The following is a 22,807-nucleotide window of genomic DNA, read 5'->3' as shown; positions in this document are numbered from 1 at the left end:
GGGGCAAAAATCTCTCCGCCGGTGAGCGGCAACTGCTCTGCCTGGCGCGGGCGCTGGTCCCGCAACCCGGGGTGCTGATCCTCGACGAGGCCACCAGCCGCCTCGACCTGCTGACCGAGGACCTCGTCAACCGGGGGCTCGCCGCCGCCGGCCGCCAGCGCAGCGTGCTGCTGATCGCCCACCGCCTGCAGTCGGCGCGGCGGGCGGACCGCATCGTCGTGCTGCGCCGGGGTAAGATCCGCGAGTGCGGGACGCACGGGGAATTGCTGCAGCAGGGCGGCCTCTATGCCCGGCTCTGGCGGCTGCAGGACCTTGGCGTCAACGGCGAAGAGGCGTGATGCTGGCCCAGCCCGGCGCCGTCTGCTATAATCCACGGGGAAAACCAAATCCTCAGAGCAAGGCGGACAGCCTTTTCAGTTCGGCGGCGGGGAAATCGTAGGGTTCCTTGCAGAATTCACAGGTGACCGTCGTTGCCTCATTGCGGGCAGCCAGCTCTTGCAGCTCTTCCTTGCCCAGGGCGAGCAGCACCCGGCGCACCTGCTGCCGGCTGCAGCCGCAGCGAAAGACGAGTTCCGTTTCCCCCTGGAGGTTGTAGGGAATGCCGGCGAAGAGATGTTCAAGTATCGCGGCCGGCCCTACCCCGTCACGCAGCAGGGTCGAAACCGGCGGCAGGGTGGTCAGGCGCTGCTCGAGCAGCGGGATAAGCGAGTCGTCGCTGCCGGGCATCGCCTGGACGAGGTAACCGCCCGCCGCGGCGACGCTGCCTTCCGGGGTCAGGGAGACGCCGAGGGCGACGCTCGAAGGCGTCTGCTCGGAAGTGGTGAGGTAATAGGCGAGGTCCTCGGCAATCTCGCTGGTGTAGAGCTGCACCACGCCCCGGTACGGCTCCTTGAGCCCGAGGTCCTTGACCACGTGCAGGAAGCCGGCGCGGCCGACGGCCCCGGCGACGTCGAAGCGCCCCTCGCGGGGCGGCAGCCCGGCGACCGGATGCCTGACCGAGGCACGCAAATGGCCGGCGGCATCGGTTTCGGCGTGCAGCTTCTGCAGCGGACCGTTCCCTTCGACGGTCAGGGCGAGACGCTGTTCCCCCTTCAGCAGGCTCCCCATCAGGGCGGCGCCGGTGGCGAGACGGCCGAGGGCCACCGTCGCGGTGGGGTCGGTCCCCTGCCGCCGCCGGCTCTCCTCGACCAGGCGGGTGGTGACGGCGGCGGTGGCGCGCAGGGAACCGTCGGCGGTCAGGATGCGGATCAGGTGGTCTTTCATCGGGACTCCGTTTCAGCAGCAGGATAGGGGTCGAAGCAGAACGGAAAACAGAATAGCCGATTTCGCCGGCGGAGAAAAGGACCGGGCGGCTATCATTTCGAAGGAGGCAGCATGAAAATCATTCTCCCGGTCGCCGGCAAGGGGACCCGCCTGCGACCGCACACCCATACCAAGGCCAAATCCCTGGTCCACGTGGCGGGCAAGACGGTGCTCGAGCATATCATCAGCCGGCTGGAGGTCCTCAAGGCCGACGAATTCATCTTCATCACCGACGAGAACGGCAAGCAGATCGAGGATTTCATGGCCGCCCGGTTTCCCGGCTTGAACTGCACCTACATCGTCCAGCAGGAGCGGCTCGGTCCGGCTCATGCGGTGGCCCTGGCCGCCCCCCGCATCGAGGCCGGGGACGATGTGCTGGTGGTCTTCAACGACACCATTTTCGTCACCGACCTCACGCGCATTCCCCAGCTCTGCGACGACTGCGACGGGCTGATCTACTCCAAGGAGGTGGAGGACTACCAGCGTTTCGGGGTCAACGTGGTGCGCGGCGGCACCATCGTCGACATGGTCGAGAAGCCGGACACCCCCGTCTCCAGGCTGGCCCAGGTGGGACTCTACTACCTGAAGGACGGCAGGCGCTTCATGGGCTACCTCGAGCAGACCATCGCCGCCGGGGAGACGGTCAAGGGGGAGTACTATCTCCCTTCCGTGTTCATGCGCATGATTCAGGACGGCCGCCGTTTCCGGGCGCCGGAGATCGACGCCTGGCTTGACTGCGGCAAGCCGGAGACCCTGCTCGAAACCAACCGGTACCTGCTGCGCGGACGCCATCATGCCCACGGCGAGGTGGTCAACTCGGTGCTCATCGAGCCGGTGCACATCGAGAGGGGAGCGGTGGTGCGCGGCTCGATCCTCGGTCCCAACGTTTCCGTGGCCGCCGGGAGCGTGGTCGAGGAGAGCATCATCCGGGACGCGATCATCAACGCCGACAGCAAGGTGCGGGACATCATCCTGCATTCCTCCATCCTCGGCGACAGCGTCACCCTGATCGGCTCCCCCCGGCGGATGAACATCGGCGACCATTCGCTGATCGAGATGGAGGGGTAGAGGGGCAAGGATGAGGGGGGAAGGATGCAGGAGGAAGAAGGAAAATCCCTCATCCCTCATCCTTCCTCCTTAGACAAAGCGCCGCATAGATCCGGGCGGCGGCGACCACTTCGGCCAGGGTGGTCTGCTCGTCGGGGGTGTGGGCGCTCTCCAGGGCGCCGGGGCCGAGGATGAGCGGCCGCACTCCCGCCTCGAAGAAGAGGTTGCCGTCGGAGTGGGAGCGGAAGGCGTCGCAGTGCAGCGGCAGGCCGAGCTTCGGGTAGACTTCCCGCAGCCGGGCTGCCAGGGGGTTGTCGGTGCCCAGGCTGTAGCCGCGGGCGGCGAAATCGAAGGCGACCTCCAGATCCAGGTCGGGAACGTATTCGGTGGCGCCGGTGGCCCGCCGGCGGATCGCTTCGGCGACGGCGCCCGGGTCCGTTTCCGGGGGGAGATGCAGGTCGATCCAGCTTTCGCAGCGGTCGGGCACGACGAACCCCGCCCGCGCCGAACTCATCTCCCGGATCGAGTAGACGATGCCGGAAGACTCCCGGGCGAAGAGCGGGTCGCGCCCCAGATGGAGCAGCACCCGCAGCATCGACTCCACGGCGTTGTGCCCGAGTTCCGGCAGCGAGGAGTGAATGCGCCGGCCGCGGGTGACGAACCCCGCCTCCAGGTAGCCGTAGTGGGCGAAGCAGGCGACCAGGGAGGTCGGCTCGCCGATCACCACCCAGGGCGGACGCTGCTGCCTGAGGAAGGCGGCGCTGCCGTCCCCGTTCTCCTCCTCCCCCACCACCAGCAGCAGCCCCGCCGCCGGTCGTTCGTGCGCCGGCAGCGCGGCCAGGGCGAGCCAGGCCTCGAGCATGGCGGCGCACCCCCCCTTCATGTCGGCGCTGCCCAGACCGTGGATGATCCCCCCCTCTTCGCGCGGCCCGCTGACCTCCAGATCCCAGGCGGCGACGGTATCGACATGCCCCACCAGGTAGAGCTGCGGCTCCGCCTCCCCCATGGTCACCCGCAGGTTGTAGCGATCCTCCTCCACTGCCTGCCGCTCGACGGCGAAACCGGCGCCGGTGAGGCGCTCCTCCAGGTAGAGCTGAACGTCCTCTTCCTTGCCGGAAGGGGAATAGATGTCGAGCAGGTCGAGCAGGGTGGTGCGCAACCGCTGCGGATCGATCGTCCGCCAGGCCCGTTCCAGCCGGTCGCTCATGGCGCTTTCTCCGCCGCCTTGCGCTTCGGGCGGGTGAGGTTCAGGGTCATGTAGACGTGCTCCTGAACATTGCCGAACCCCTGCTTCTGAAAGAAGCGGATGGCCGCCAGGTTGTCGGCGTCGGTGTCGATGATGATCATCCGCACCCCCTGCTCCTGCATGCGCCGGCGGATCTCGCGGAAGAGCCGCTCCCCGACGCGCGCCTTCTGCAGCCCCTTCTTCACCCCCAGCCAGACCAGGTAGCCGTATTTCCAGGGGGAGTGATGCTTCTCCACCGTCGTGCCGAGGGCGAAGCCGACGATGGAGTCGCCGGCCTCGGCCACCAGGCAGAGCTCGCTGTCCGAGTTGAACAGGGTGGTGACCTCGTATTCGTCCCAGGTACGGTAGAGGCTGGGGGAGAATTCGGCGGTGAAGACCTCCTCGCCGATATGGAAGACCTCGGAGAAGTCGTCGATGCTCATCTCGCGGATGATCAGCCGGCTTTCGCCGGCAGGGCGGGGTTCGGACATGGCAGGCCTCGCAGAGTGGATTCGCTGAGCTGGAAAAACTATAGCAGACTTTGCCGCCGGCCGCCCTTGTCCTGGCCGGCGAATGCGGTTATGATGAGGCACCTTTCACCCCAAGGACCCAGAGGTCAGGATCATGTCTGCACTTGCCCCGTATATGCCCTACCTGCTCCCGCCGCTGCTGGGGGCATTCATCGGCTACGTGACCAATTACATCGCCATCCGCATGCTCTTCCGGCCGCTGCATCCCTGGCGGATCTTCGGTGTGCGTCTGCCGCTCACTCCAGGGATCATCCCCGCCAAGCGCTCCGAGCTGGCGGAAAAGATGGGGGAGATGGTCGGCAGCCACCTGCTCACCGCCGAGGATGTCGGGCGGGTGCTGGAGAAGGAGTCCTTCCGCCGCGAGCTGCGCGGGGTGGTGACGGAGAAGCTCGGCGACTTTCTCGACCGGGAACTGGGACCGGCGGTCTCGCTGGTGCCGGCCGATTACCAGGCCCGTTTCCGCGACCTGGTCGACCTGCTGCGCTGGAAACTCGCCAAGAGTGTCTTCGACTACCTGGAGAGCGCCGAATTCGAGGCCAGGTTCCGGGAGTTTCTGCGCCGCAAGGGGAACGAGCTGCTCGCCCGCGACCTGGAGAGTTTTCTTACCCCGGAACGCTACCAGCAGCTGCGCGAGCATCTCGACGGGCGACTCTCCGACTTTCTCCACTCCGACGGGGTGGCCCGGGCGGTGGCCGGCTTCGTCGACGGCAGAACCGAACAGTGGCTGGCTTCCGACCGCAGCCTGCGCGAACTGCTCCCGGCCGACCTGGTCGAGGTGCTCCTCGCCCAGTTGGAGAAAGAGATCCCGCCCCTGCTCGAGAAGTTCGGCGGGATGCTGTACGATCCCGATTTTCGCAGCCGCCTGGTGAAAAAGGGGCGGGAGGGGATCGAGGGGTTTCTCGACTCGCTGGGCGGATTTTCCGGGCTGCTGGCCGGCTTCATCAACCTGGAGAAGGTCTACGCCCGCATCCCCGAGTTTCTCGATCGGGCGGGCGACGAAATCGCTCGCTGGCTGCGTGAGGAGAAGACCCAGGCGCAGGTGGCCCTGCTGCTGCGCGAGCGACTCGATGCGCTGCTCGATCGGCCGCTGCGGACCTACCTGGAAAAGGTCCCCTATGAAAAGGTAGCCGGTGTGCGCCGCTTCGTTCGCGAACGGGCGGTCTCCATGGTGCAGTCCCGGCGGGCCGCCGAGGCCACGCTCACCCTTGCCGAACGCGGCCTCGACCGGCTCAAGGACCGCTCCTTTGGCGCGCTGCTCGAAAAAGCGCTCCCCGAGGGAGGGGTGGCGCGGGGGCGGGAGCTGCTGGCCGACCGCCTGCTAGAGGTCCTGCGTTCCCCCGGTGCCCGCGAAGCCCTGGAAAAGGTGCTGGCGGCCAAGGCCGAGGAGTGGCTGTTCAGCCGGCCGCTGGGCAAGCTCTCCGCCCGCCTGCCAGTCGATGTCCGCGAGGAGCTGGAAGAGGGGCTCTGCCGGCAGCTGGGCGAGCTTCTCAAGAGAGAGGTCCCGCCCCTGGTGGAAACCCTCAACGTGCGGCGCATGGTTGAGGAGAAGGTCAATTCCCTCGATATCCTCAAGGTGGAGGGGTTGCTGCTCGGCATCATGCAGGAGCAGTTCAAGTACATCAACCTTTTCGGCGGCCTGCTCGGCTTCCTCATCGGACTTGCCAATCTGCTGATTCCTCGGCTGGGCTGACGTCGTGCCCCGGCTTGCCATTTCTCCGCCTCTGCTATAATAACACTTGCCGTCTGCGCCTCCCCGGAGTTCGCGGGGGGATACTCTGAATCGCCAAGAAGAGGTGGATGCGATGATTACCAAGAAGTTGCAGGAGAGCCAGCTCAACGCCAGTCTCACCGATCTCCCCCCCCTCGGCATGGACGTCTTCGACCTGGTCGAGGATTTCCGCCGCTACTATACCTACACTCTCGGCCGCGACCGGCACAGCCGCTCGGCCCATTACGCCTACCAGGCCCTGGTCCTGATCCTGCGCGACCGCCTGATGGAGCGCTGGAAGAGCACCCGCTACGCTTACGAGGGGAACGACTGCAAGCACGCCTACTACCTCTCCCTCGAGTTCCTCATCGGGCGCACCCTGGGCAACGCCACGCTCAACCTCGGTCTGGACGAGACCTCGGTGCTGGCCCTGCAGTGCCTCGGCCTGGAGCTGGAAGAGTTGGCAGAAGCGGAGCACGATGCGGGACTGGGCAACGGCGGCCTGGGGCGGCTGGCCGCCTGCTTCCTCGACAGCTGCGCGACGCTGCAGCTGCCGGTCACCGGCTACGGCATCCGCTACGAGTACGGCATGTTCCGCCAGTTGATCGTCGACGGCCGCCAGGTCGAGGAACCCGACCACTGGCTGCGGGCGGGAAATCCCTGGGAGATCGAGCGTCCCGAGTACACCCAGCGGATCCGGTTCGGCGGGCGCAGCGAGTTCATCCGGGACGCCGGCGGCGAGCTGCGGGCGCGCTGGGTCGATACCCACGACGTCCTTGCCATCCCCTACGATATCCCCATCCCCGGCTACCGCAACGGCACCGTCAACACCCTGCGCCTCTGGAAGGCGGCCGCCACCGACGAGTTCGACCTCGGCGAATTCAACGCCGGCATGTACCCCGAATCGGTCGCCGCCAAGAACGCCGCCGAAAACATCACCATGGTCCTCTATCCCAACGATGCCAGCGAGAGCGGCAAGGAGTTGCGGCTGCGCCAGCAGTACTTTCTTGCTTCGGCCAGCCTGCAGGACGTGCTGGCCCGCTGGGTCGGCATGCAGGGCCGCGATTTTACCGCCTTTGCGGAAAAGAACTGCTTCCAGCTCAACGATACCCATCCGAGCTGCGCCGTCCCGGAGCTGATGCGGCTGCTGATGGACGAGCACGGTCTGGGCTGGGACGAGGCCTGGGCGATCACCTCGCGGACCATGGCCTACACCAACCACACCCTGCTTCCGGAAGCCCTGGAAAAGTGGCCGGTGCGGCTCTTCCGCCAGCTGCTGCCGCGCCTGCTGGAGATCATCTGCGAAATCAACGCCCGTTTCCTGGCCGAGGTCGCCCGCCGCTGGCCCGGCGACAGCCAGCGGCAGCAGCGGCTGTCGCTGATCGAGGAAGGCACCGAGCCGATGGTGCGCATGGCCTACCTGGCCATTGTCGGCAGTTTCTCGGTCAACGGCGTCGCTGCCATCCATTCGCGTTTGCTGACCGAGGGACTGTTTCACGATTTTTTCGAACTTTGGCCGGAAAAGTTCAACAACAAGACCAACGGCGTCACGCCACGCCGCTGGCTCGCCTGGTGCAACCCGGGGTTGCGCGAACTGATCAGCGAAAAACTCGGCGACGGTTGGGTGGCCGATCTCGAGCAACTGCGCCGTCTCGAGCCGCTGGCCGAGGATCCGGAGTTCCGCACCCGCTGGCATGAGGTGAAGCTGACGAACAAGCGGCGGCTGGCCGCCATGGTCGAGGCCGACTGCGGCGTCGTTTTCGATCCCGAGGCGCTCTTCGACGTGCAGGTCAAACGCATCCACGAATACAAGCGGCAGTTGCTCAACGTCCTGCACGTCATCCACCTCTACGACCGCCTCAAGCGGGGTGATACGGCCGACTGGACCGACCGCTGCGTTCTGGTCGGCGGCAAGGCAGCTCCCGGTTATGCCATGGCGAAAAGCATCATCAAGCTGATCAACAACGTGGCCGGCGTGGTCAACGACGATCCGGACGTCAACGGCCGGCTGAAGGTGGCCTTTCTCCCCAACTACCGGGTCACGGCGATGGAGGTGATCGCCCCCGGCAGCGACCTTTCGGAGCAGATCTCCACCGCCGGCAAGGAAGCCTCGGGAACCGGCAACATGAAGTTCATGATGAACGGGGCAGTCACCATCGGCACCCTGGACGGGGCGAACATCGAAATCCGCGAGGAGGTGGGGGAAGAGAACTTCTTCCTCTTCGGCCTCACCGCCGAAGAGGTGGCGGAGCGGCGCCAGCAGTACGACCCGGCCGCCATCATCGCCGCCGACGAGGATCTCCGGCGGGTGCTGCAACTGCTGACCAGCGGCCATTTCAACCAGTTCGAGCCGTGCATCTTCGACCCGCTCATTGCCACCATCACCAGTCCGCACGACCCGTGGCTGACGGCTGCCGATTTCCGCACCTACGTCGAGGCCCAGCGGCGCGCCGCTGACGCCTATCGCGACCGGGAGAGGTGGCTGCGCATGAGTATCCGCAACACCGCTGCCAGCGGCCGGTTTTCCACCGACCGCACCATTCGCCAATACAGCGAGGATATCTGGGGCCTGACCCCGGTGCCGGCGCTGCCGATCGAATAGTCCCGGCGCCAGGACAAGGAGAAGGAAGAGATGAACATTGTCGCTATTCTCGGCAGTCCTCACGGTATGCGGGGGAACACCGGCCGGCTGCTGGAGCTGGTGCTCGAAGGGGCCCGCGGCGAAGGTGCGCAGGCAGAAACCGTCTGCCTCGGTGCCGGCGAGGTCCGCCCCTGCGTCGCCTGCGACGCCTGCCACAAGACCGGACGCTGTCCGCACCCCGACATCTTCGAAGCGATCCGGGCCAAAATTGCCGCCGCCGACGGGGTGGTTCTGGCGAGCCCCAACTACATTTTCAGTGTCAGCGCCCAGCTCAAGGCCTTCATGGACCGCTGTTGCGGGACGATCCACTGTCTCGGCTTCGAAGGGAAGTACGGGGCCGCGGTCGTCACCTCGGGAGGGGGCGGCGACGATCCGGTTGTCGACTATATCGGGCGGTTCCAGCTCGCCACGGGAATCCGGCCGATCGGCGGCGTGCATGCCACCATGGCGGCGCTGCCGGACGGGGTGTTCACCGAAGGGCTCGTGCAGCAGGCGCAGCAGCTGGGAGCGGAGCTGGTGCGCGCCTGTCGGGAGCGGCGGATCGATCCGGACGTGGAACGGCAGATGCGCGACTTTCGGGCGAGGATGCGGGAACTGGTGGCCTGGCGTCGGGAGGAATGGCCTTACGAGTACGCCTACTGGCAGAATCGGGAGGGAATGAGGTAGGCAGCGCAACCCCTCCTGCAAGGTCCGATGGGCGAATGGCCGCACAGGGTGCGGGTCTTTCCACTTCCCGGCGGTCGACAAAATCCCGCCTGTCCGCCTGTTCCGGAAAGCTTCTGTCCCAACCGTTCCGACAAATGGCATTTTACTGCAAAAAAAATTCAAACCGGGTCATTGTGCCCACTTTAATCAACAGGCCGGCATCCGTGTTGCCGGCCAATCGGTTTTTGCGGGCATGGAATCATCCTCTTGCCGGCCTCGGAGGCGGTCTGAATTGCTTCGTAAAAACGTGTACATGTACTTTGTTTTTGACGGGCTCTCCGAGGCGGCCCGGGTCTGCTCATGAGGTCTTGGCTCATTCTTCCCGTCCCCGAAAACCATGTGGTGGAGCGGAGAAAACAGCTGGAAACGAAATTTGTAGTTTTTTACCCTAAATAAAAATTTTCTTGACAATTCGGCGAGTTTTTTGTTTTGTAGTGGGGTTTTCGAGAAACAATGTTTTAGGTGGCCCAGATCCGGATTTCCCCGTTTCAGGCATTTGCAGTCGACAGGCTGGCCGGTCGTAGCGCGGGCCGCTACTTTCCGGGAAGTAAATTCCAATCATCAGAGGGATGACCGAAATGTCAAAAAAAGCGATTAAGCCTTCACTGAAAAATCCATTTGATCCACCCGAGAAAGTCGAATTCACTATCCCTGGCGAGATTGCCGGCGTGGCGGGCGGCTATGAAGCGGCGATGCAGGAAGGCCACGAACTGATGGAGCGCCCCATCAAGTCGGTCAAGATCGACCAGATTGAGAAGCAGCATTTCAAGAAGCGGATGACCGTCTGGGAGAGAATCCGCGTCCTCACCGATCAGGAGCCCAACATCCTGTTCCAGAACTGGGGCAAGAACCTGGACGGGGCCTCCCTGGTCACCGGCATCCTCAACATCGGCGGCCGCGACGTGGCCCTCTACGGCCACGATTTCACCGTCCGCGCCGGTTCCATCGACGCCACCAACGGCAGCAAGCTGGCCCGCCTCTTCCAGATGGCCGGCGAGAAGGGAATCCCCCTGATCGGCATGAACGACAGCGCCGGCGCCTTCGTCCCGGCCGGGGTCGGCGGCCTCGACGGCTATGCCGAGGCGTTCACCGCCCTGCGCAAGATCAGCGGCGTGGTGCCCTCAATCATGTGCATGTTCGGCTTCAACGCCGGCGGCGGCAGCTACCTCCCCCGCCAGGGGAGCTTTCTCATCCAACCCAACGACACCTTCTTCGGCCTCACCGGACCGGGGGTCGTCAAGTCGGTCCTCGGGGAGGATATTACCCCGGAAGAGTTGGGCGGGCCGAAGGTCCACGGCAAGTCCGGCGTCGTCGACCTCACCGTCACCGACGAAGTCGCCGCCCTGCGCACCGCCGTCCGGCTGCTCAGCTATCTCCCCGACAACAACAGCGTGTTGGCCCCCTTCCAGGCGACCAGCGACCCCCTCGACCGCAAGACCTGGGAGATCAACACCCTGCTCAAGAAAGCCTTCAACTCGCCGACCGGCTTCAATACCCCCTTCGACGTGTCGATCATCATCCAGCAGATCTGCGATCACGGCGACTACTTCGAGATCCAACCGGAGCGGGCCCGCGAAGTCGTTACGGCTTTCGGCCGCCTGGGCGGCAACGTCGTCGGCTTCGTCGCCAACAACAGTGCGGTGGCCTCCGGGCAGATCGATTGCGATTCGGCCACCAAGATCGCCCGCTTCGTCCGCTTCTGCAACATCTACAATGTCCCGCTCATCTTCATGGAAGACACCACCGGCTTTTTGCCGGGCCGCGAGCAGGAGGCCCGCGGCATCGTCCAGGCCGGGCGCTCCATGCTCGATGCCATCGTCGATGTACGCACCCCCCGCATCCTGCTGATCCTGCGCAACGCCTTCGGCGGCGCCTACGCCTCCTACAACAACTATCCGACCGGCGCCGACCTGGTGCTGGCGCTGCCGACCACCCGCCTGGCGGTCATGGGTCCGGCCGGCAAGGAGTTCGTCTACAAGGACGAACTGCGAAAACTGCGCAGTGCCATCCCCGATCGGGTGAAGCAGGGAGTCCACGAGCGGGTGGCCGCCGGCATGGATGGCGAAGAGGCCAAAAGGGACGCGGAGAAAGAGGCGGCCGAGTGGCTCAGGGCGAGCGAGGCCCAGCTCAACCTGCGTTACGAAAAAGAGCTGATGAATCCGAAGGAAGGTCTCGCTTTGGGCTCCATCTCCTCCATCGTCATGCCCACCGACCTGCGCAAGGTCCTTGGTGAGAACCTGAACTTCTTCCTCAGGCACTACAAGCCCTCGCCGATGGGCGGCATCCAGCGCGAGTTCCATTAATCACCGACGGGATTAACGACCAAAGGGATCTGATTGGAGATGAAACCCATGGCACAGAAAATTAAAAAGGATACTGCGCGGCCGCAGTTGAAGGCTATCGAAGGCTACAAGGACAGACTCCGGCCGGTGACGCAGAATATCGATTACTACAAAAACAACCCGTTGATTCATCGGGACCGCCGCCTGAGCCAGTCATCCTCCGAGTGGGTGCGCTCATTTGCCTGTGAGGACCTGAAGCCGCTCATCGTCTGCCGCGGCCCCATCCGCAAGGAGGCCATGGATGTCTACGAGGAGATGGGGATTACCCATTACGGCATCCTGCTGTCGGAAAAGGACTCCATCGTCTATCCGAACGCCCTGGCGCCCGAACTGCGCAAGCTGACCGACTCGACCCGTGTCCACCGGGTGCCCGATTACTCCGGGGCCAGCAAGGAGGAGCGGGTGGAGCGGATCAACCAGATCATCCGGACCGCCAGGGACAACGGCTACGACTCGGTCTTTGCCGGTTACGGTTTCATGGCCGAGGATGAGGAGTTCGTTGCCGCCATCGAAAAGGCCGGGCTCAAGTTCATCGGCCCCTGTGCCGCCACCCAGGCGAGCGCCGGCAAGAAAGACGAGGCCAAGCGAACCGCGCTCGGCGTCAACGTCAGCGTCACCCCGGGCATCAACAACGTTACCGCCCGCACCCTGCTGAAAAAGCATCCCGGCCGCGAGCAGCTGCTGGCTCTCGTCAAGGCCGAAGGGCTTGCCTGCGACGAAAAGATGCTCAAGGACAAGAAGGTCGCGCTGGAGACACTGGCCGACCATATTTTGTTCGCCTCCTACGCCAAGGGGATCGACCTCTTCTCGGTTGAAGAGCTCTGCGCCCAGGTACAGGCCGATGTGGCCGAGATGTTCAAACAGAACCCCCAGAGCCGTATTCGCCTCAAGGCGATCGGCGGCGGCGGCGGCAAGGGGCAGCGGATTCTGGGCGCCTCTCTGCTCACGGCCAAAAACCCCAGTGCCGCCCAGATCGCCAAGGCTGCTGCCGACGCCCCCGGCATGGTCCGGGAAATTCTCAACGAAGTGAAGGCCACCGGGATCGGCGACAACAAGAACGTCCTCATCGAACTCAACATCGAGCAGACCCGTCACAATGAAATCCAGCTCCTCGGCAACGGCCAGTGGTGCGTCTCCCTCGGCGGCCGCGACTGCTCACTGCAGATGCACGAGCAGAAGCTGCTGGAGGTCTCCGTCACCCAGGAGGGTTTGGCGGCCGCCATCGAGAAGGCCAGGGCCGAAGGTCGGGAGGTCGAAGCCAGGGTACTGGAGAGCGACCTGAAGGTTCTCAAGCGGATGGAAGAGGATGCGGCGCGCTTCGGCCAGGCGGTAGGACTCGACTCAGCCTCCACCTTCGAGTGCATCGTCGACCGCGACCGGTATTATTTCATGGAGGTCAACACCCGCATCCAGGTGGAACATCGGGTCACCGAACTCTGCTACAGCCTGAAGTTCACCAATCCCAATAACCCCGGCGACTATTTCATCGTCGAGTCGCTGGTCGAAGCGATGGCCCTACTGGCCCGCCACAAGGAGCGTCTGCCCAAGCCCGAGCGGATCACCCGATTCGGCGCGGCCGCCGAAGCCCGGCTCAACGCAACTGACGCTTCCCTTTCGCCCCATGCCGGCGGCATGATCCGTTACTGGTCCAAACCCCTTGAGGGTGAAATCCGTGACGACCAGGGAATCTGCATGGTGAATCCGGACACCGGCCTGTTCATGCGCTACAAGGTGGCCGGCGCCTATGACTCCAATATCGCCCTGCTGCTGACCAAGGGCGAGGATCGTCTCGACAGCTATCAGTATCTGTCCAGGGTGATCTGCAACACCAAGATCCGTGGTACCGATCTGGCCACCAACCTCGAATTCCACTACGGCCTGGTCAACTGGTTTATCGGCCGCAATGTCAACGCCAAGCCGACCACCCGTTTCGTCGTCCCCTATCTCACCCTGGTCGGTACGCTCAAGGAGGAAGCCAACAAGCTCGATCCGGTGTATGCCTTCCTGCAGATGAAGAAATATTACGCCAAGCTGGTTTCCGACCAGTTTGCCGACCAGCCCGAGGTGCTGGGCAAGGAGCTCAAGAACATCTCCGAACTGCTTGACCGCAAGGGGACCCTGCTGACCCGTCCCATGGAGGCCCTCCTGGCCGATCCGCATCTGCTCGCCGGCTGGCTGAGCCTGAACCGGAAAAACTTCCGCCTCGGCAACGGCAAGGTGGTTTTCCTGCGCAATCCGTTGGTCATTCTCGAGGAGACCTACGCCTATCTCAATATGGACTTCCGGGCGGAAGAGCCTGCCGCCGAGGTGATCTGGAGCCATGACCTCGAACTGTTGCAAAGGGGACTGCGGTTCTACGCCACCCTGCGCGAGAAGTTCGGATTCAGCAAGGACGAGTACTTCAAGCTCAACGAACTGCTGAAAGAGGACAGCCCGCAGGGTGGGTTCGATGCGGAGAGCTGGCAGCAGATCCGTTCCGCCCATTACGGATTCGAGGCGGGCCTCGAACTGATCGGCATCCCCTTCCTGATTGCCGAGAACACGAGGTTCTGGGATCTGCGCGTCGAAGAGGATCTGGAAATCACCATCCCGGAATATCTGACCGATCCCGACCTGCAGGCGCGGATGAAAAAGGTGCTGGTGCCGCCGCCGTCCACCAAGGCGGACGAAATCGTATCGTTCTGCGGCGGCATGTACTATGCCCAGGAAGCTCCGGGGATGCCGGCCTTCGTTCATGAGGGGATGCATTTCGAGAAGGGGCAGCCGCTTTACATCATCGAAGTCATGAAGATGTTCAACAAGATCTACGCCCCCTTCTCCGGCACTATCGACAAGATTCTGATCGAAGGCGGCGACGGCACCATCGTCTCCAAGGGGCAGCCGCTCTTCAAAATCACCCCGGACGAGAAATTCGTCGAAGTGGATCCGAAGGCGGTCGAGAAGGAGAAGCGTACCTGCACTGCCGAGTACCTCAAGGCGGTACTCTGATCTCCAGGCAAAAAACAAAAAGGGTTCCCCCCTGCGGTGGGGAACCCTCGTCTGGTACAACACAACCCCGCCAGCATCACGGCGGGGTTTGCTATTTAGCTTTTGGCAGATTTACACCGCCCAGCTGTAATCGTCCGCCTCAACACATTCGGAAATGGCCCCCATAAACGAGTTTTTCTGGGCATCCTTGACGACTTCGGTTACGCCGTGATTGACAGACCATATCGAACCGCAGATCTTGCAGGTAACGATCTCTTCGGCGAACCCAGCGGCATGCAGGTCCATCTCGACATACTCATGGCTTTTGCAAACGGGACACCTCATGGCCATTCTCCTTGTGCTGCATGTGGTTTAAATTATCAATTACGCTTGAAGTCTAAACCAGCAAGTGACCTGTTGCAATAGCAAATAGGTAAAAAATATTGATAAAACAGCATGTTGCATTTGATTTTTGTTTTATGGTGTAGACCGCTGGTTTGTAATTAGAATGCACCCATGAAAAAAATTGCGAACATTGCTGTCAAATTACCCAAATCAGCAATATTGCGGCTGTATTTAGAAATAGATCGGTATTCTGAATTGAAAGCCTGCATGTAAAGGGGAAAGGAGGAAAAATCAAAGAATTTTTTTGCCTGGCTGGGTGGTCGGACCATTGACAAACCCTGTCTTCTGGTAATTAGGTCGCAATTGCGCCTGAAACTGGGATTTTTCAAGTTTCGCCACGGGGAGGAAAGAGAAACGGAACGGTTGTCCGGTCGGGGAATGCTCAGGACGCAAAGAGGGGAAGATCGCAGGGAGGGATGATACCGCGGGCCGCGGCACGGCTGAACAGAATCTCGATCGCCAGCCGACCCTCCTCGCCGAGGTCGCGGGAAAAGTCATTGACATAGAGACCGATGTGGCTCTCGATCACCGGATCGGAAAGCTCCTGCGAATGCTTCTTGATGTAACTTCCTGGTTCTTCGGGATGGGCGAAAGCATAATCGACGCTGGCGCGCAGGGCGGCATCGATGCCGGCGATCAGTTTGGCGCCGAGAGCGCGCCGGGCGAGGATGCCGCCCAGCGGGATCGGCAGGCCGGTTTCCTCCTCCCACCACTGCCCGAGATCGAGCACCTGCTGCAATCCGTGCTGGCGAAAGGTGAAGCGCGACTCGTGAATGATCACACCGGCATCGGCTTCTCCCTCGGCGACCGCTGCCATGATCCGGTGAAAGGGGAGGACGAGAAGGTTGTCGAACCCCTCCCCATAAAGCTGCAGCAGCAGATTGGCGGTGGTCAGTCGACCGGGTATGGCGAGGCGCTTGCCGCGCAGACTCTCCATCGTGGCTTCCCGCCGTGCCACCACCAGCGGTCCGCAGCCTCGTCCGAGCGCTCCGCCGCTTTTCAGCAGGCAGTAGTCCCGGCGCAGGTGCGCAAAAGCATGGTAGGAGATCTTGGTGAGGTCGAGCGCTCCTTGGAGAGCCAGGGTGTTGAGGGTCTCGACGTCTTCAAGGCGCTCCTGCAGCGTACAGCCGGGAAGGGCTACCCTGCCGTGCACCAGGGCGTAGAAGATGAAGGTGTCGTTGGGGCAGGGAGAATAGCCGAGAGTCAGGACGCGGTTCATGCCGGGACCTTGCCGCCGTGCCAGCCGGCCAGCAGCGCCTGGACCGCCCGTTGGGCGGTTTCCGCCCCGGCCTTCAGGTCCCAGCGCGCAGGGTCGCGGTCCTCGACCAGGTTGGAAATGCCGCGCAGTTCGAGAAAGGGGACTTGCTGGTGGGCACAAACCTGGGCGACCGCCGCTCCCTCCATGTTTTCGCAGATGCCGTCGGTGCGCCGGGCGATTTGCGCACCGGCGATGGCGGTTCCCGAGCCGGTGGAGACGGTGACAAACGGGCCTTCGACCAGTCGCCGCGCAGCGGCGTCCGCCGCCTGGGCCAGCAGCGGTCTGGCCCGCTCGAGCAACTGCGGGTCGACGGGAAGGCGGTTGAACAGTTGTATGCCGTCCCTTTCAACCAGCGGCAGGCCGATCGCTTCCAGATCGAGAAAGCCGGTGGGGGTGAGGACCCCCTCATCGCCGTAAATTTCGGTGGTGGCCAGGGCCAGGTCGCCCACCGCCAAGCCGCTGCCGGGATAAGCCCCGCCGCATCCCAGCATGATCAGGGCCGCCGGCCGGCACGCGGCGAGCAGGGCCGTGGCCGCCGCCGCCGCGCTTGCCTTGCCGACGCCACTGTGCAGCAAACACAACGGGCGACCAAAATTGCTGCCGCGATAGAGGTCGTAGCCGTAGCAGCGGCGCACCTCGCAGGGGGCGAGGCTGCGGCGCAGCAGCTCGGTTTCGAGTGGGACGGCGGCGATTAGTGCGATCATAACAAAGGCCCGAGGCTCGAGGCTCGAGGCTCGAGGCAATAGGAAAACCGACACACAAGGCCCGGAAACGGTGGTCTCCCATAGCCTTTAGCCGCGTGCGCCGGGCCTGATTTTAAGGCTTGTACCACCCTTGGCGAATGAGGTCCCGCCGCAGATAGACGCCCTGGTTGCGGACCATGCCCCGGTACCAGAAATGATCGTCGCGGGCACGGATTTCGGCCGGTGGATCGAGGCGCTTGCGAACATCGATCATATTCTTGCGCAACCGGTTATCCGCATCTGCGACGATCTCGAAAATCTTTTCGCCCAAAACGGCCGGCACGGCTTCGGCGACGTGTTGAATCACGTCGCGCAGCTTGAGTCCCTGCCGGTACTCCCAGAGGTCCCCCTCGAAGCCCGCTTCGCATTCGTCGACAAAGTCGTTCCAGTCGAGAAGCAGGCTGCCGAAATCCTCCTCGGCAAATTCCGCAAACTGCTCATGCGACATGAGACACGATTCGATGGCGTCCTGCTCCCGCTCGGAAAGAAAAAAGGAGAGGGTCTCTTCCACCTGATACATGTCGAGCAGTTCGGTCAACTCGCTGCAGAACTGAACGTAATCCAGTTCCCCCTCGCTCATGGCGGCAAACGGCTGTGGCAGGGCTCCGCGGGGGTGACAGAGCAGCGAGAGATGGTCGTGCCCGAGGTCGGTAGGAATAAGAATCTGCGGATCGTGTTGCAGTCCGTGCCGGGCCAGCAGATTCATGACGCGGATGTGGTTGCCGGCGAAGCAGGTCAAGACCTTTTCCTCCGAGTAGAAAAGTTCTAGTCCGGCGCGATTGTTGGCCAGGCCGAAGCCGACGAAGCCGTCATGGATGAGACGTGGAAGGTACGGCTCGAGAGTGGCGAGGAGCTCTTCCTTGGGCAGGTAGGGGGAATAGTAGACGGTTGGCACCGGCTGCTCCTCGCTCTGCTGCGGCGCCGGCTCATCGTAGAACTCCAGGATCAGGAAGGCCTCGTCAGGCAGGCAGGAGGCGAAGGAGCGGAAAATGGCGGCAACCTTTTCGGCCCCGGCGAGGGCGGTGAAGCGGAAGCAGTCGGCGGTGCTTTCCATGGGGGAGAAACAATACCCCTCGCGAATGGACTGACGGCCGTGGCGAAGCTCGCTCGGCCAGAGACGGATGCCCAGGGGGTAATCGGTAATTTCTAAAGGCAAGGTCGATCCTTTATTTCGATTGTTTCGAGGCCGACGAAGTTCGGGGCGAGCAACCGGGGCCGGTGGGTCGGTGCGAGGCTTAAAGGTAGTGGATTTGCGGAAAAAAGTCAATACGGCGGCGGTCGCAGCGAGGCGTCCCGGGGTGGAGCAGACAAGCGAAAAACAAAACGAAAGTTTGTAAGGATCATTAAAATGAAAGCCGGTCCCGAACAGCCTCTGAACGGTCAATGGAGACAAGGAGGTGCGTTTAAATTTGGATAAAGTAGTTTTATCTTTAATAAAATATTTTGATTGACATTTTCGACCATTTCCGTTATATCCGAGGGAATAATAGAACCTTTTTTTATTTTTAAGGGGCTCGGGGATGGAGTACAACATAGGTTCCAAAATCAAGAAGCTGCGCAAGGCCCGCAAGCTGACCCTGCAGGATGTTGCGCGGGAGACCGGTTTCTCCCCGGCCCTGATCTCGCAGATCGAGAACAATAACGTTTCCCCGCCGATTGCCACTCTCTCCAAGCTCGCTCGTTTCTTCGACGTCAAGATGGGACTCTTCTTCGAGGAGACCGAGGAGGAGCGCAAGTACGAAGTGGTCAAGCGGGGCGAGCGTCGAGTCGTCAGCAGGGTCATCTCCAAGGCGGGAACCGGGCATGGCTATACCTACGAGGCCCTCTCCTTCCGTAAGCGGAACAAAAAGATGGAGCCCTTCCTCCTGACCGTTTCCGAGCGGGCCGGAGAGGAAACCCTCTACAATCATGAGGGGGAAGAATTTCTGCTGATCATCAAGGGGAAGGCGGAAGTCATTCTCGAAGACGAACGGTTGGTGCTGGAGGAGGGGGATGCGGTTTATTTCGACTCTTCCCTGAAGCACCGTCTCCTTTCCTACGACGGAAGCGAAGTCCAGGTCCTCGCCGTTGTTACCCGGTAATCTGGGCAAGTCCCGATCTTGATTCCATCAAGTACCCGCCTTGACGATTTCATCAATGGCAAATCTCAGTGAATGAGGGCAATCTATGAGTGAGCGCCAAAAAAAAACCCTTGCGAACTGGCAGGAGAAGGTCAAGAAGGAGCTTAAGGCCGACGACCTCTCCCGGCTGATGTGGGATACCCCGGAGGGGATCCGGATCAAGCCCCTGTACACCCGAGCCGACACCGAAAACCTGGAAACCGCCGACACCCTGCCCGGGTTTGAACCTTTCGTCCGCGGGCCGATGGCTTCGATGTACGCCGGCCGTCCCTGGACCATTCGCCAGTACGCCGGCTTCTCCACCGCCGAGGAGTCGAACGCCTTCTACAAGCGCAATCTCGCCGCCGGGCAACAGGGCTTGTCGGTCGCCTTCGATCTGGCCACCCACCGCGGTTACGACTCGGACCATCCACGGGTGGTCGGTGATGTCGGCAAAGCCGGGGTCGCCATCGACTCCATCGAGGACATGAAGATCCTCTTCGACAGCATCCCCCTCGACAAGGTCTCCGTCTCCATGACCATGAACGGGGCGGTCCTGCCGATTCTGGCGATGTACATCGTCGCCGCCGAGGAGCAGGGGGTTTCCCGGGAGCAGTTGGCCGGGACCATCCAGAACGACATCCTCAAGGAGTTCATGGTCCGCAACACCTACATCTACCCGCCGGAACCCTCGATGCGGATCATCTCCGACATCATAGAGTACACCAGTCGGCACATGCCGCGTTTCAACTCGATCTCCATCTCCGGCTACCATATCCAGGAGGCCGGCGCCAACAACGCCCTGGAACTCGCCTTCACGCTGGCCGACGGAATCGAGTACGTGCGGGCGGCCATCGCCAAGGGGCTGGACGTCGATGCTTTCGCACCGCGGCTCTCCTTCTTTTTCGCCATCGGCATGAACTTCTTCATGGAAGCCGCCAAGCTGCGGGCTGCCCGCTTCCTCTGGTCGAAGCTGATGCGCCAGTTCGATCCCAAGGACGCCAAATCCCTGATGCTGCGCACTCACTGCCAGACTTCGGGCTGGAGCCTCACCGAGCAGGATCCCTACAACAACGTCATTCGCACCACCCTCGAGGCCCTGGCGGCGGTACTCGGCGGCACCCAGTCGCTGCACACCAACGCCCTCGACGAGGCGATCGCCCTGCCGACCGACCACTCGGCGCGCATCGCCCGCAACACCCAGTTGATCATCCAGGAGGAATCCGGCGTCACCAAGGTTGTCGATCCGCTGGGAGGGTCCTATTATGTCGAGGCGCTGACCGCTTCACTGATCGAGGAGGCGCAGAAGATTATCGACGAGATCGAGGCGATTGGCGGCATGACCAAGGCCATCGAGTCGGGGATGCCCAAGCTGCGCATCGAGGAGTCGGCGGCCAAAAAACAGGCGGCCATCGACAGCGGCCGCGACGTCATCGTCGGCGTCAACAAATATCGGCTGGCCAAGGAAGAGCCGCTCGATGTTCTCGACATCGATAATACCGCGGTGCGCGAGGCTCAAATCGCCCGCCTGCAGAAGATTCGCACCACGCGCAACGAGGCCGCCTGCCGGCAGGCCCTTGCCGCCATCACCAGAGCGTGCGAAGATAACAAAGCAAATCTGCTCGGCCTCTGCGTCGAGGCGGCCCGCGAGCGGGCCAGCGTCGGCGAGATTTCCGATGCGATGGAAAAGGTCTTCGGCCGGCATCGGGCCGAGATCAAACTGGTATCGGGAGCCTACGGATCGATTGTGGAAAGCGACAAGGATTTTGCCGAACTGAAAAAGCGCATCGACGCCTTCGCCGCCAGTGAAGGTCGCCGGCCTCGCATCCTGATTGCCAAGATGGGCCAGGACGGCCATGACCGCGGCGCCAAGGTAGTGGCTACGGCCTATGCCGATGTCGGCTTTGACGTCGACATGGGGCCCCTTTTCCAGACGCCGGAAGAGGCGGCCAAGATGGCGGTGGAGAACGACGTGCATGTCGTCGGCGTCTCCAGTCTCGCTGCCGGGCACAAGACCCTCGTTCCTCAGTTGGCCGCGGAGTTGAAAGCGCTCGGCGCCGAGGACATCGTCATCGTCTGCGGAGGCGTCATTCCGCGACAGGACTACGACGCCCTCTACGCGGCCGGCGCTTCGCGAATCTTCGGGCCGGGCACGCCGATCGCCGTCTCGGCCGGAGAAACCCTTGATGCCATAGAGGAAAAACGCCGGTAATTGTCAGGATGCAACGGGGTGGGCCATTGGCCTGCCCCTTCTTTCTTCTTCTCCGTATCCGGTTAAGGCATTGATTAAACTCCACGAAATCGCCGAGGGTGTCAAGGGTGGCAACCTTCGCGCCCTGGCCAAGGCCATCACCCTGATCGAGAGCCGCAATCTCGACCACTCCCTTGCCGCCACCACCCTTCTCGACGAACTGCTGCCCTATTCCGGCAACTCCATCCGCGTCGGCATCTCCGGAGTGCCCGGGGCCGGCAAGAGCACCTTCATCGAAGCCCTCGGTCTCCATCTTATCGAACAAGGGCACAAGGTCGCCGTGCTGGCTGTCGATCCCTCTTCCCAACTCTCGGGCGGCAGCATTCTCGGCGACAAGACCCGCATGGAGAGACTTTCCCGCGAGGCCCGGGCCTTCATCCGTCCCTCCCCGGCCGGCGATACGCTCGGCGGGGTGGCGCGCAAGACCCGCGAAACCATGCTGGTCTGTGAGGCCGCCGGCTACGACGTCGTGATTGTCGAGACGGTCGGCGTCGGCCAGTCGGAGATTACCGTCGCCTCCATGGTCGATTTTTTTCTGCTGCTGCAGTTGCCGGGCGCCGGCGACGAGTTGCAGGGGATCAAAAAAGGGGTCATGGAAATTGCTGACGCCATAGTGATCAACAAAGCAGAAGGCGAGGGACGCCAGCGCGCCGAGCTGGCCCGGCGCCAGTATGTCAACGCCCTCCACCTGCTCAAGCCGAAGAGTGCGAACTGGCAGGTTCCCGTGCTGCTCTGCAGTGCCCTGCAGCAGCAAGGAATCGACGATGCCTGGCTGACCGTCATGGCCTTTCGCGAGAGGATGCAGGCGAGTGGCGAGTTTGCCGGGAAACGGCGGCTGCAGGCGACCGACTGGATGTGGACCCTGGTGCAGAACGATCTCAAGGACCTCTTCCTACGGGACAGGAATGTCGAAGCCCTGCTCGATCAGGTTCAGGATGCCGTGGCGAAAGAGCTGACCACGCCAAGCGCGGCGGCACGCAGGCTTCTTGAAGCTTTCAAGAGGGGGCATTGATCCTCTTGTCGCAACCAGCAAGCATCTGAAGGCCAATCCAATTTTTCAACTGCGGGGGTTCTATGACCAGGAAAGTCAACCACATCGGCATTGCCGTGAAAAGCATCGACAGCCATATCCCCCTCTATCGGGATATCATGGGGATGAAATTTGAGGGAACCGAGGTCGTTGCCGAACAGAAAGTCAAGGTCGCCTTTTTTTCCGTGGGGGAGAGCCGCATCGAACTTCTTGAGCCGACCTCGCCGGATTCCCCGGTGGCCCGGTTCTTGGAAAAAAACGGGGAAGGCATCCACCACATCGCCTACGAAGTGGATGACCTCGAAGCTGCCCTTGACCGGTTGCGGCGAGAGAGCATTCGTTTGATTGATGAAACTCCCCGTTGCGGTGCTCATGGAACGCGGATTGCCTTCCTGCATCCCAAGGCCACCGGTGGCGTGCTGACCGAGCTCTGCCAGGGGGGCGGACATTGAAAAGTAGCGGAGGTCTAACGAAAATCATACAGAGTTGACGCATATTTTTCATCTCGGCTTCTGGCCTGTCGTTAAATTGGTCCGACCGATGCTTTTGGCTTG

The 22,807-nt window shown here is 62.4% G+C and carries 18 protein-coding genes; 11 read left to right on the top strand and 7 right to left on the bottom strand.

What is annotated here, in order from left to right; all coding sequences use genetic code 11:
* Positions 1-338, top strand: a 338-nt coding sequence (locus tag VD811_05235; protein ID HXV20381.1) for an ATP-binding cassette domain-containing protein, incomplete at its 5' end; no start/stop codon positions are given.
* Between the two features lie 52 nt (positions 339-390).
* On the opposite strand, the gene hslO is transcribed toward VD811_05235, so the two are convergent.
* Complete coding sequence (hslO, locus tag VD811_05230) at positions 391-1,263, bottom strand: Hsp33 family molecular chaperone HslO (protein ID HXV20380.1); 873 nt, start codon at positions 1,261-1,263, stop codon at positions 391-393.
* A 111-nt stretch (positions 1,264-1,374) separates the two neighbouring features.
* On the opposite strand from hslO, the gene VD811_05225 reads away from it, so the two are divergent.
* Complete coding sequence (locus VD811_05225) at positions 1,375-2,370, top strand: sugar phosphate nucleotidyltransferase (GenBank protein HXV20379.1); 996 nt, start codon at positions 1,375-1,377, stop codon at positions 2,368-2,370.
* Positions 2,371-2,419: 49 nt separating this feature from the next.
* On the opposite strand, the gene VD811_05220 is transcribed toward VD811_05225, so the two are convergent.
* Positions 2,420-3,556: a M20/M25/M40 family metallo-hydrolase gene (locus VD811_05220; protein HXV20378.1), complete on the bottom strand. Its 1,137-nt coding sequence runs from the start codon at positions 3,554-3,556 to the stop codon at positions 2,420-2,422.
* Positions 3,553-4,065 (bottom strand): GNAT family N-acetyltransferase, encoded by a 513-nt coding sequence (locus tag VD811_05215; GenBank protein ID HXV20377.1) that lies wholly within the window; start codon positions 4,063-4,065, stop codon positions 3,553-3,555. Before VD811_05215 ends, VD811_05220 begins: the two co-directional genes overlap by 4 nt.
* A 133-nt stretch (positions 4,066-4,198) precedes the next feature.
* On the opposite strand from VD811_05215, the gene VD811_05210 reads away from it, so the two are divergent.
* The 5 genes from VD811_05210 to VD811_05190 all read left to right on the top strand — a co-directional run bounded on the left by VD811_05210 (position 4,199) and on the right by VD811_05190 (position 14,488).
* Complete coding sequence (locus VD811_05210) at positions 4,199-5,794, top strand: DUF445 family protein (GenBank protein ID HXV20376.1); 1,596 nt, start codon at positions 4,199-4,201, stop codon at positions 5,792-5,794.
* Between the two features lie 112 nt (positions 5,795-5,906).
* On the top strand, positions 5,907-8,414 hold the full coding sequence (locus tag VD811_05205; protein HXV20375.1) for a glycogen/starch/alpha-glucan phosphorylase: 2,508 nt from the start codon (positions 5,907-5,909) through the stop codon (positions 8,412-8,414).
* A gap of 30 nt (positions 8,415-8,444) precedes the next feature.
* Entirely contained in the window at positions 8,445-9,119 is a 675-nt protein-coding gene (locus VD811_05200) for a flavodoxin family protein (protein HXV20374.1), read from the top strand.
* Between the two features lie 617 nt (positions 9,120-9,736).
* Complete coding sequence (locus VD811_05195; GenBank protein HXV20373.1) at positions 9,737-11,461, top strand: carboxyl transferase domain-containing protein; 1,725 nt, start codon at positions 9,737-9,739, stop codon at positions 11,459-11,461.
* Between the two features lie 48 nt (positions 11,462-11,509).
* The gene (locus VD811_05190) at positions 11,510-14,488 is read left to right on the top strand and encodes a biotin/lipoyl-containing protein (GenBank protein HXV20372.1); all 2,979 of its coding nucleotides are present in this window, start codon (positions 11,510-11,512) and stop codon (positions 14,486-14,488) included.
* A gap of 111 nt (positions 14,489-14,599) precedes the next feature.
* Here the strand turns inward: VD811_05190 and VD811_05185 are convergent, their stop codons facing one another.
* The 4 genes from VD811_05185 to VD811_05170 form a co-directional block, all read right to left on the bottom strand.
* On the bottom strand, positions 14,600-14,812 hold the full coding sequence (locus VD811_05185) for a hypothetical protein (GenBank protein HXV20371.1): 213 nt from the start codon (positions 14,810-14,812) through the stop codon (positions 14,600-14,602).
* A gap of 442 nt (positions 14,813-15,254) precedes the next feature.
* Positions 15,255-16,091, bottom strand: a complete 837-nt coding sequence (locus VD811_05180) for a 1,4-dihydroxy-6-naphthoate synthase (GenBank protein HXV20370.1) — start codon at positions 16,089-16,091, stop codon at positions 15,255-15,257.
* Complete coding sequence (gene mqnB, locus VD811_05175; protein HXV20369.1) at positions 16,088-16,834, bottom strand: futalosine hydrolase; 747 nt, start codon at positions 16,832-16,834, stop codon at positions 16,088-16,090. Before mqnB ends, VD811_05180 begins: the two co-directional genes overlap by 4 nt.
* Before the next feature lie 112 nt (positions 16,835-16,946).
* Entirely contained in the window at positions 16,947-18,029 is a 1,083-nt protein-coding gene (locus VD811_05170; GenBank protein ID HXV20368.1) for a hypothetical protein, read from the bottom strand.
* 364 nt (positions 18,030-18,393) lie between these two features.
* On the opposite strand from VD811_05170, the gene VD811_05165 reads away from it, so the two are divergent.
* The 4 genes from VD811_05165 (at position 18,394) to mce (ending at position 22,705) form a co-directional block, all read left to right on the top strand.
* Positions 18,394-18,954, top strand: a complete 561-nt coding sequence (locus tag VD811_05165) for an XRE family transcriptional regulator (protein ID HXV20367.1) — start codon at positions 18,394-18,396, stop codon at positions 18,952-18,954.
* 85 nt (positions 18,955-19,039) lie between these two features.
* Positions 19,040-21,184 carry a methylmalonyl-CoA mutase gene (scpA, locus tag VD811_05160; protein ID HXV20366.1) on the top strand — a complete coding sequence of 715 codons (2,145 nt, stop codon included), beginning with the start codon at positions 19,040-19,042 and terminating at the stop codon, positions 21,182-21,184.
* Between the two features lie 70 nt (positions 21,185-21,254).
* The gene (gene meaB, locus VD811_05155) at positions 21,255-22,235 is read left to right on the top strand and encodes a methylmalonyl Co-A mutase-associated GTPase MeaB (protein ID HXV20365.1); all 981 of its coding nucleotides are present in this window, start codon (positions 21,255-21,257) and stop codon (positions 22,233-22,235) included.
* Between the two features lie 62 nt (positions 22,236-22,297).
* On the top strand, positions 22,298-22,705 hold the full coding sequence (gene mce / locus VD811_05150) for a methylmalonyl-CoA epimerase (protein ID HXV20364.1): 408 nt from the start codon (positions 22,298-22,300) through the stop codon (positions 22,703-22,705).
* Positions 22,706-22,807 lie beyond the last annotated feature (102 nt).

Source organism: Desulfuromonadales bacterium, from assembly GCA_035620395.1.
GTDB lineage: Bacteria > Desulfobacterota > Desulfuromonadia > Desulfuromonadales > DASPGW01 > DASPGW01.
The sequence above is the reverse complement of the archived record's forward strand: the minus strand, read 5'-3'. Positions and strand labels throughout refer to the sequence as shown.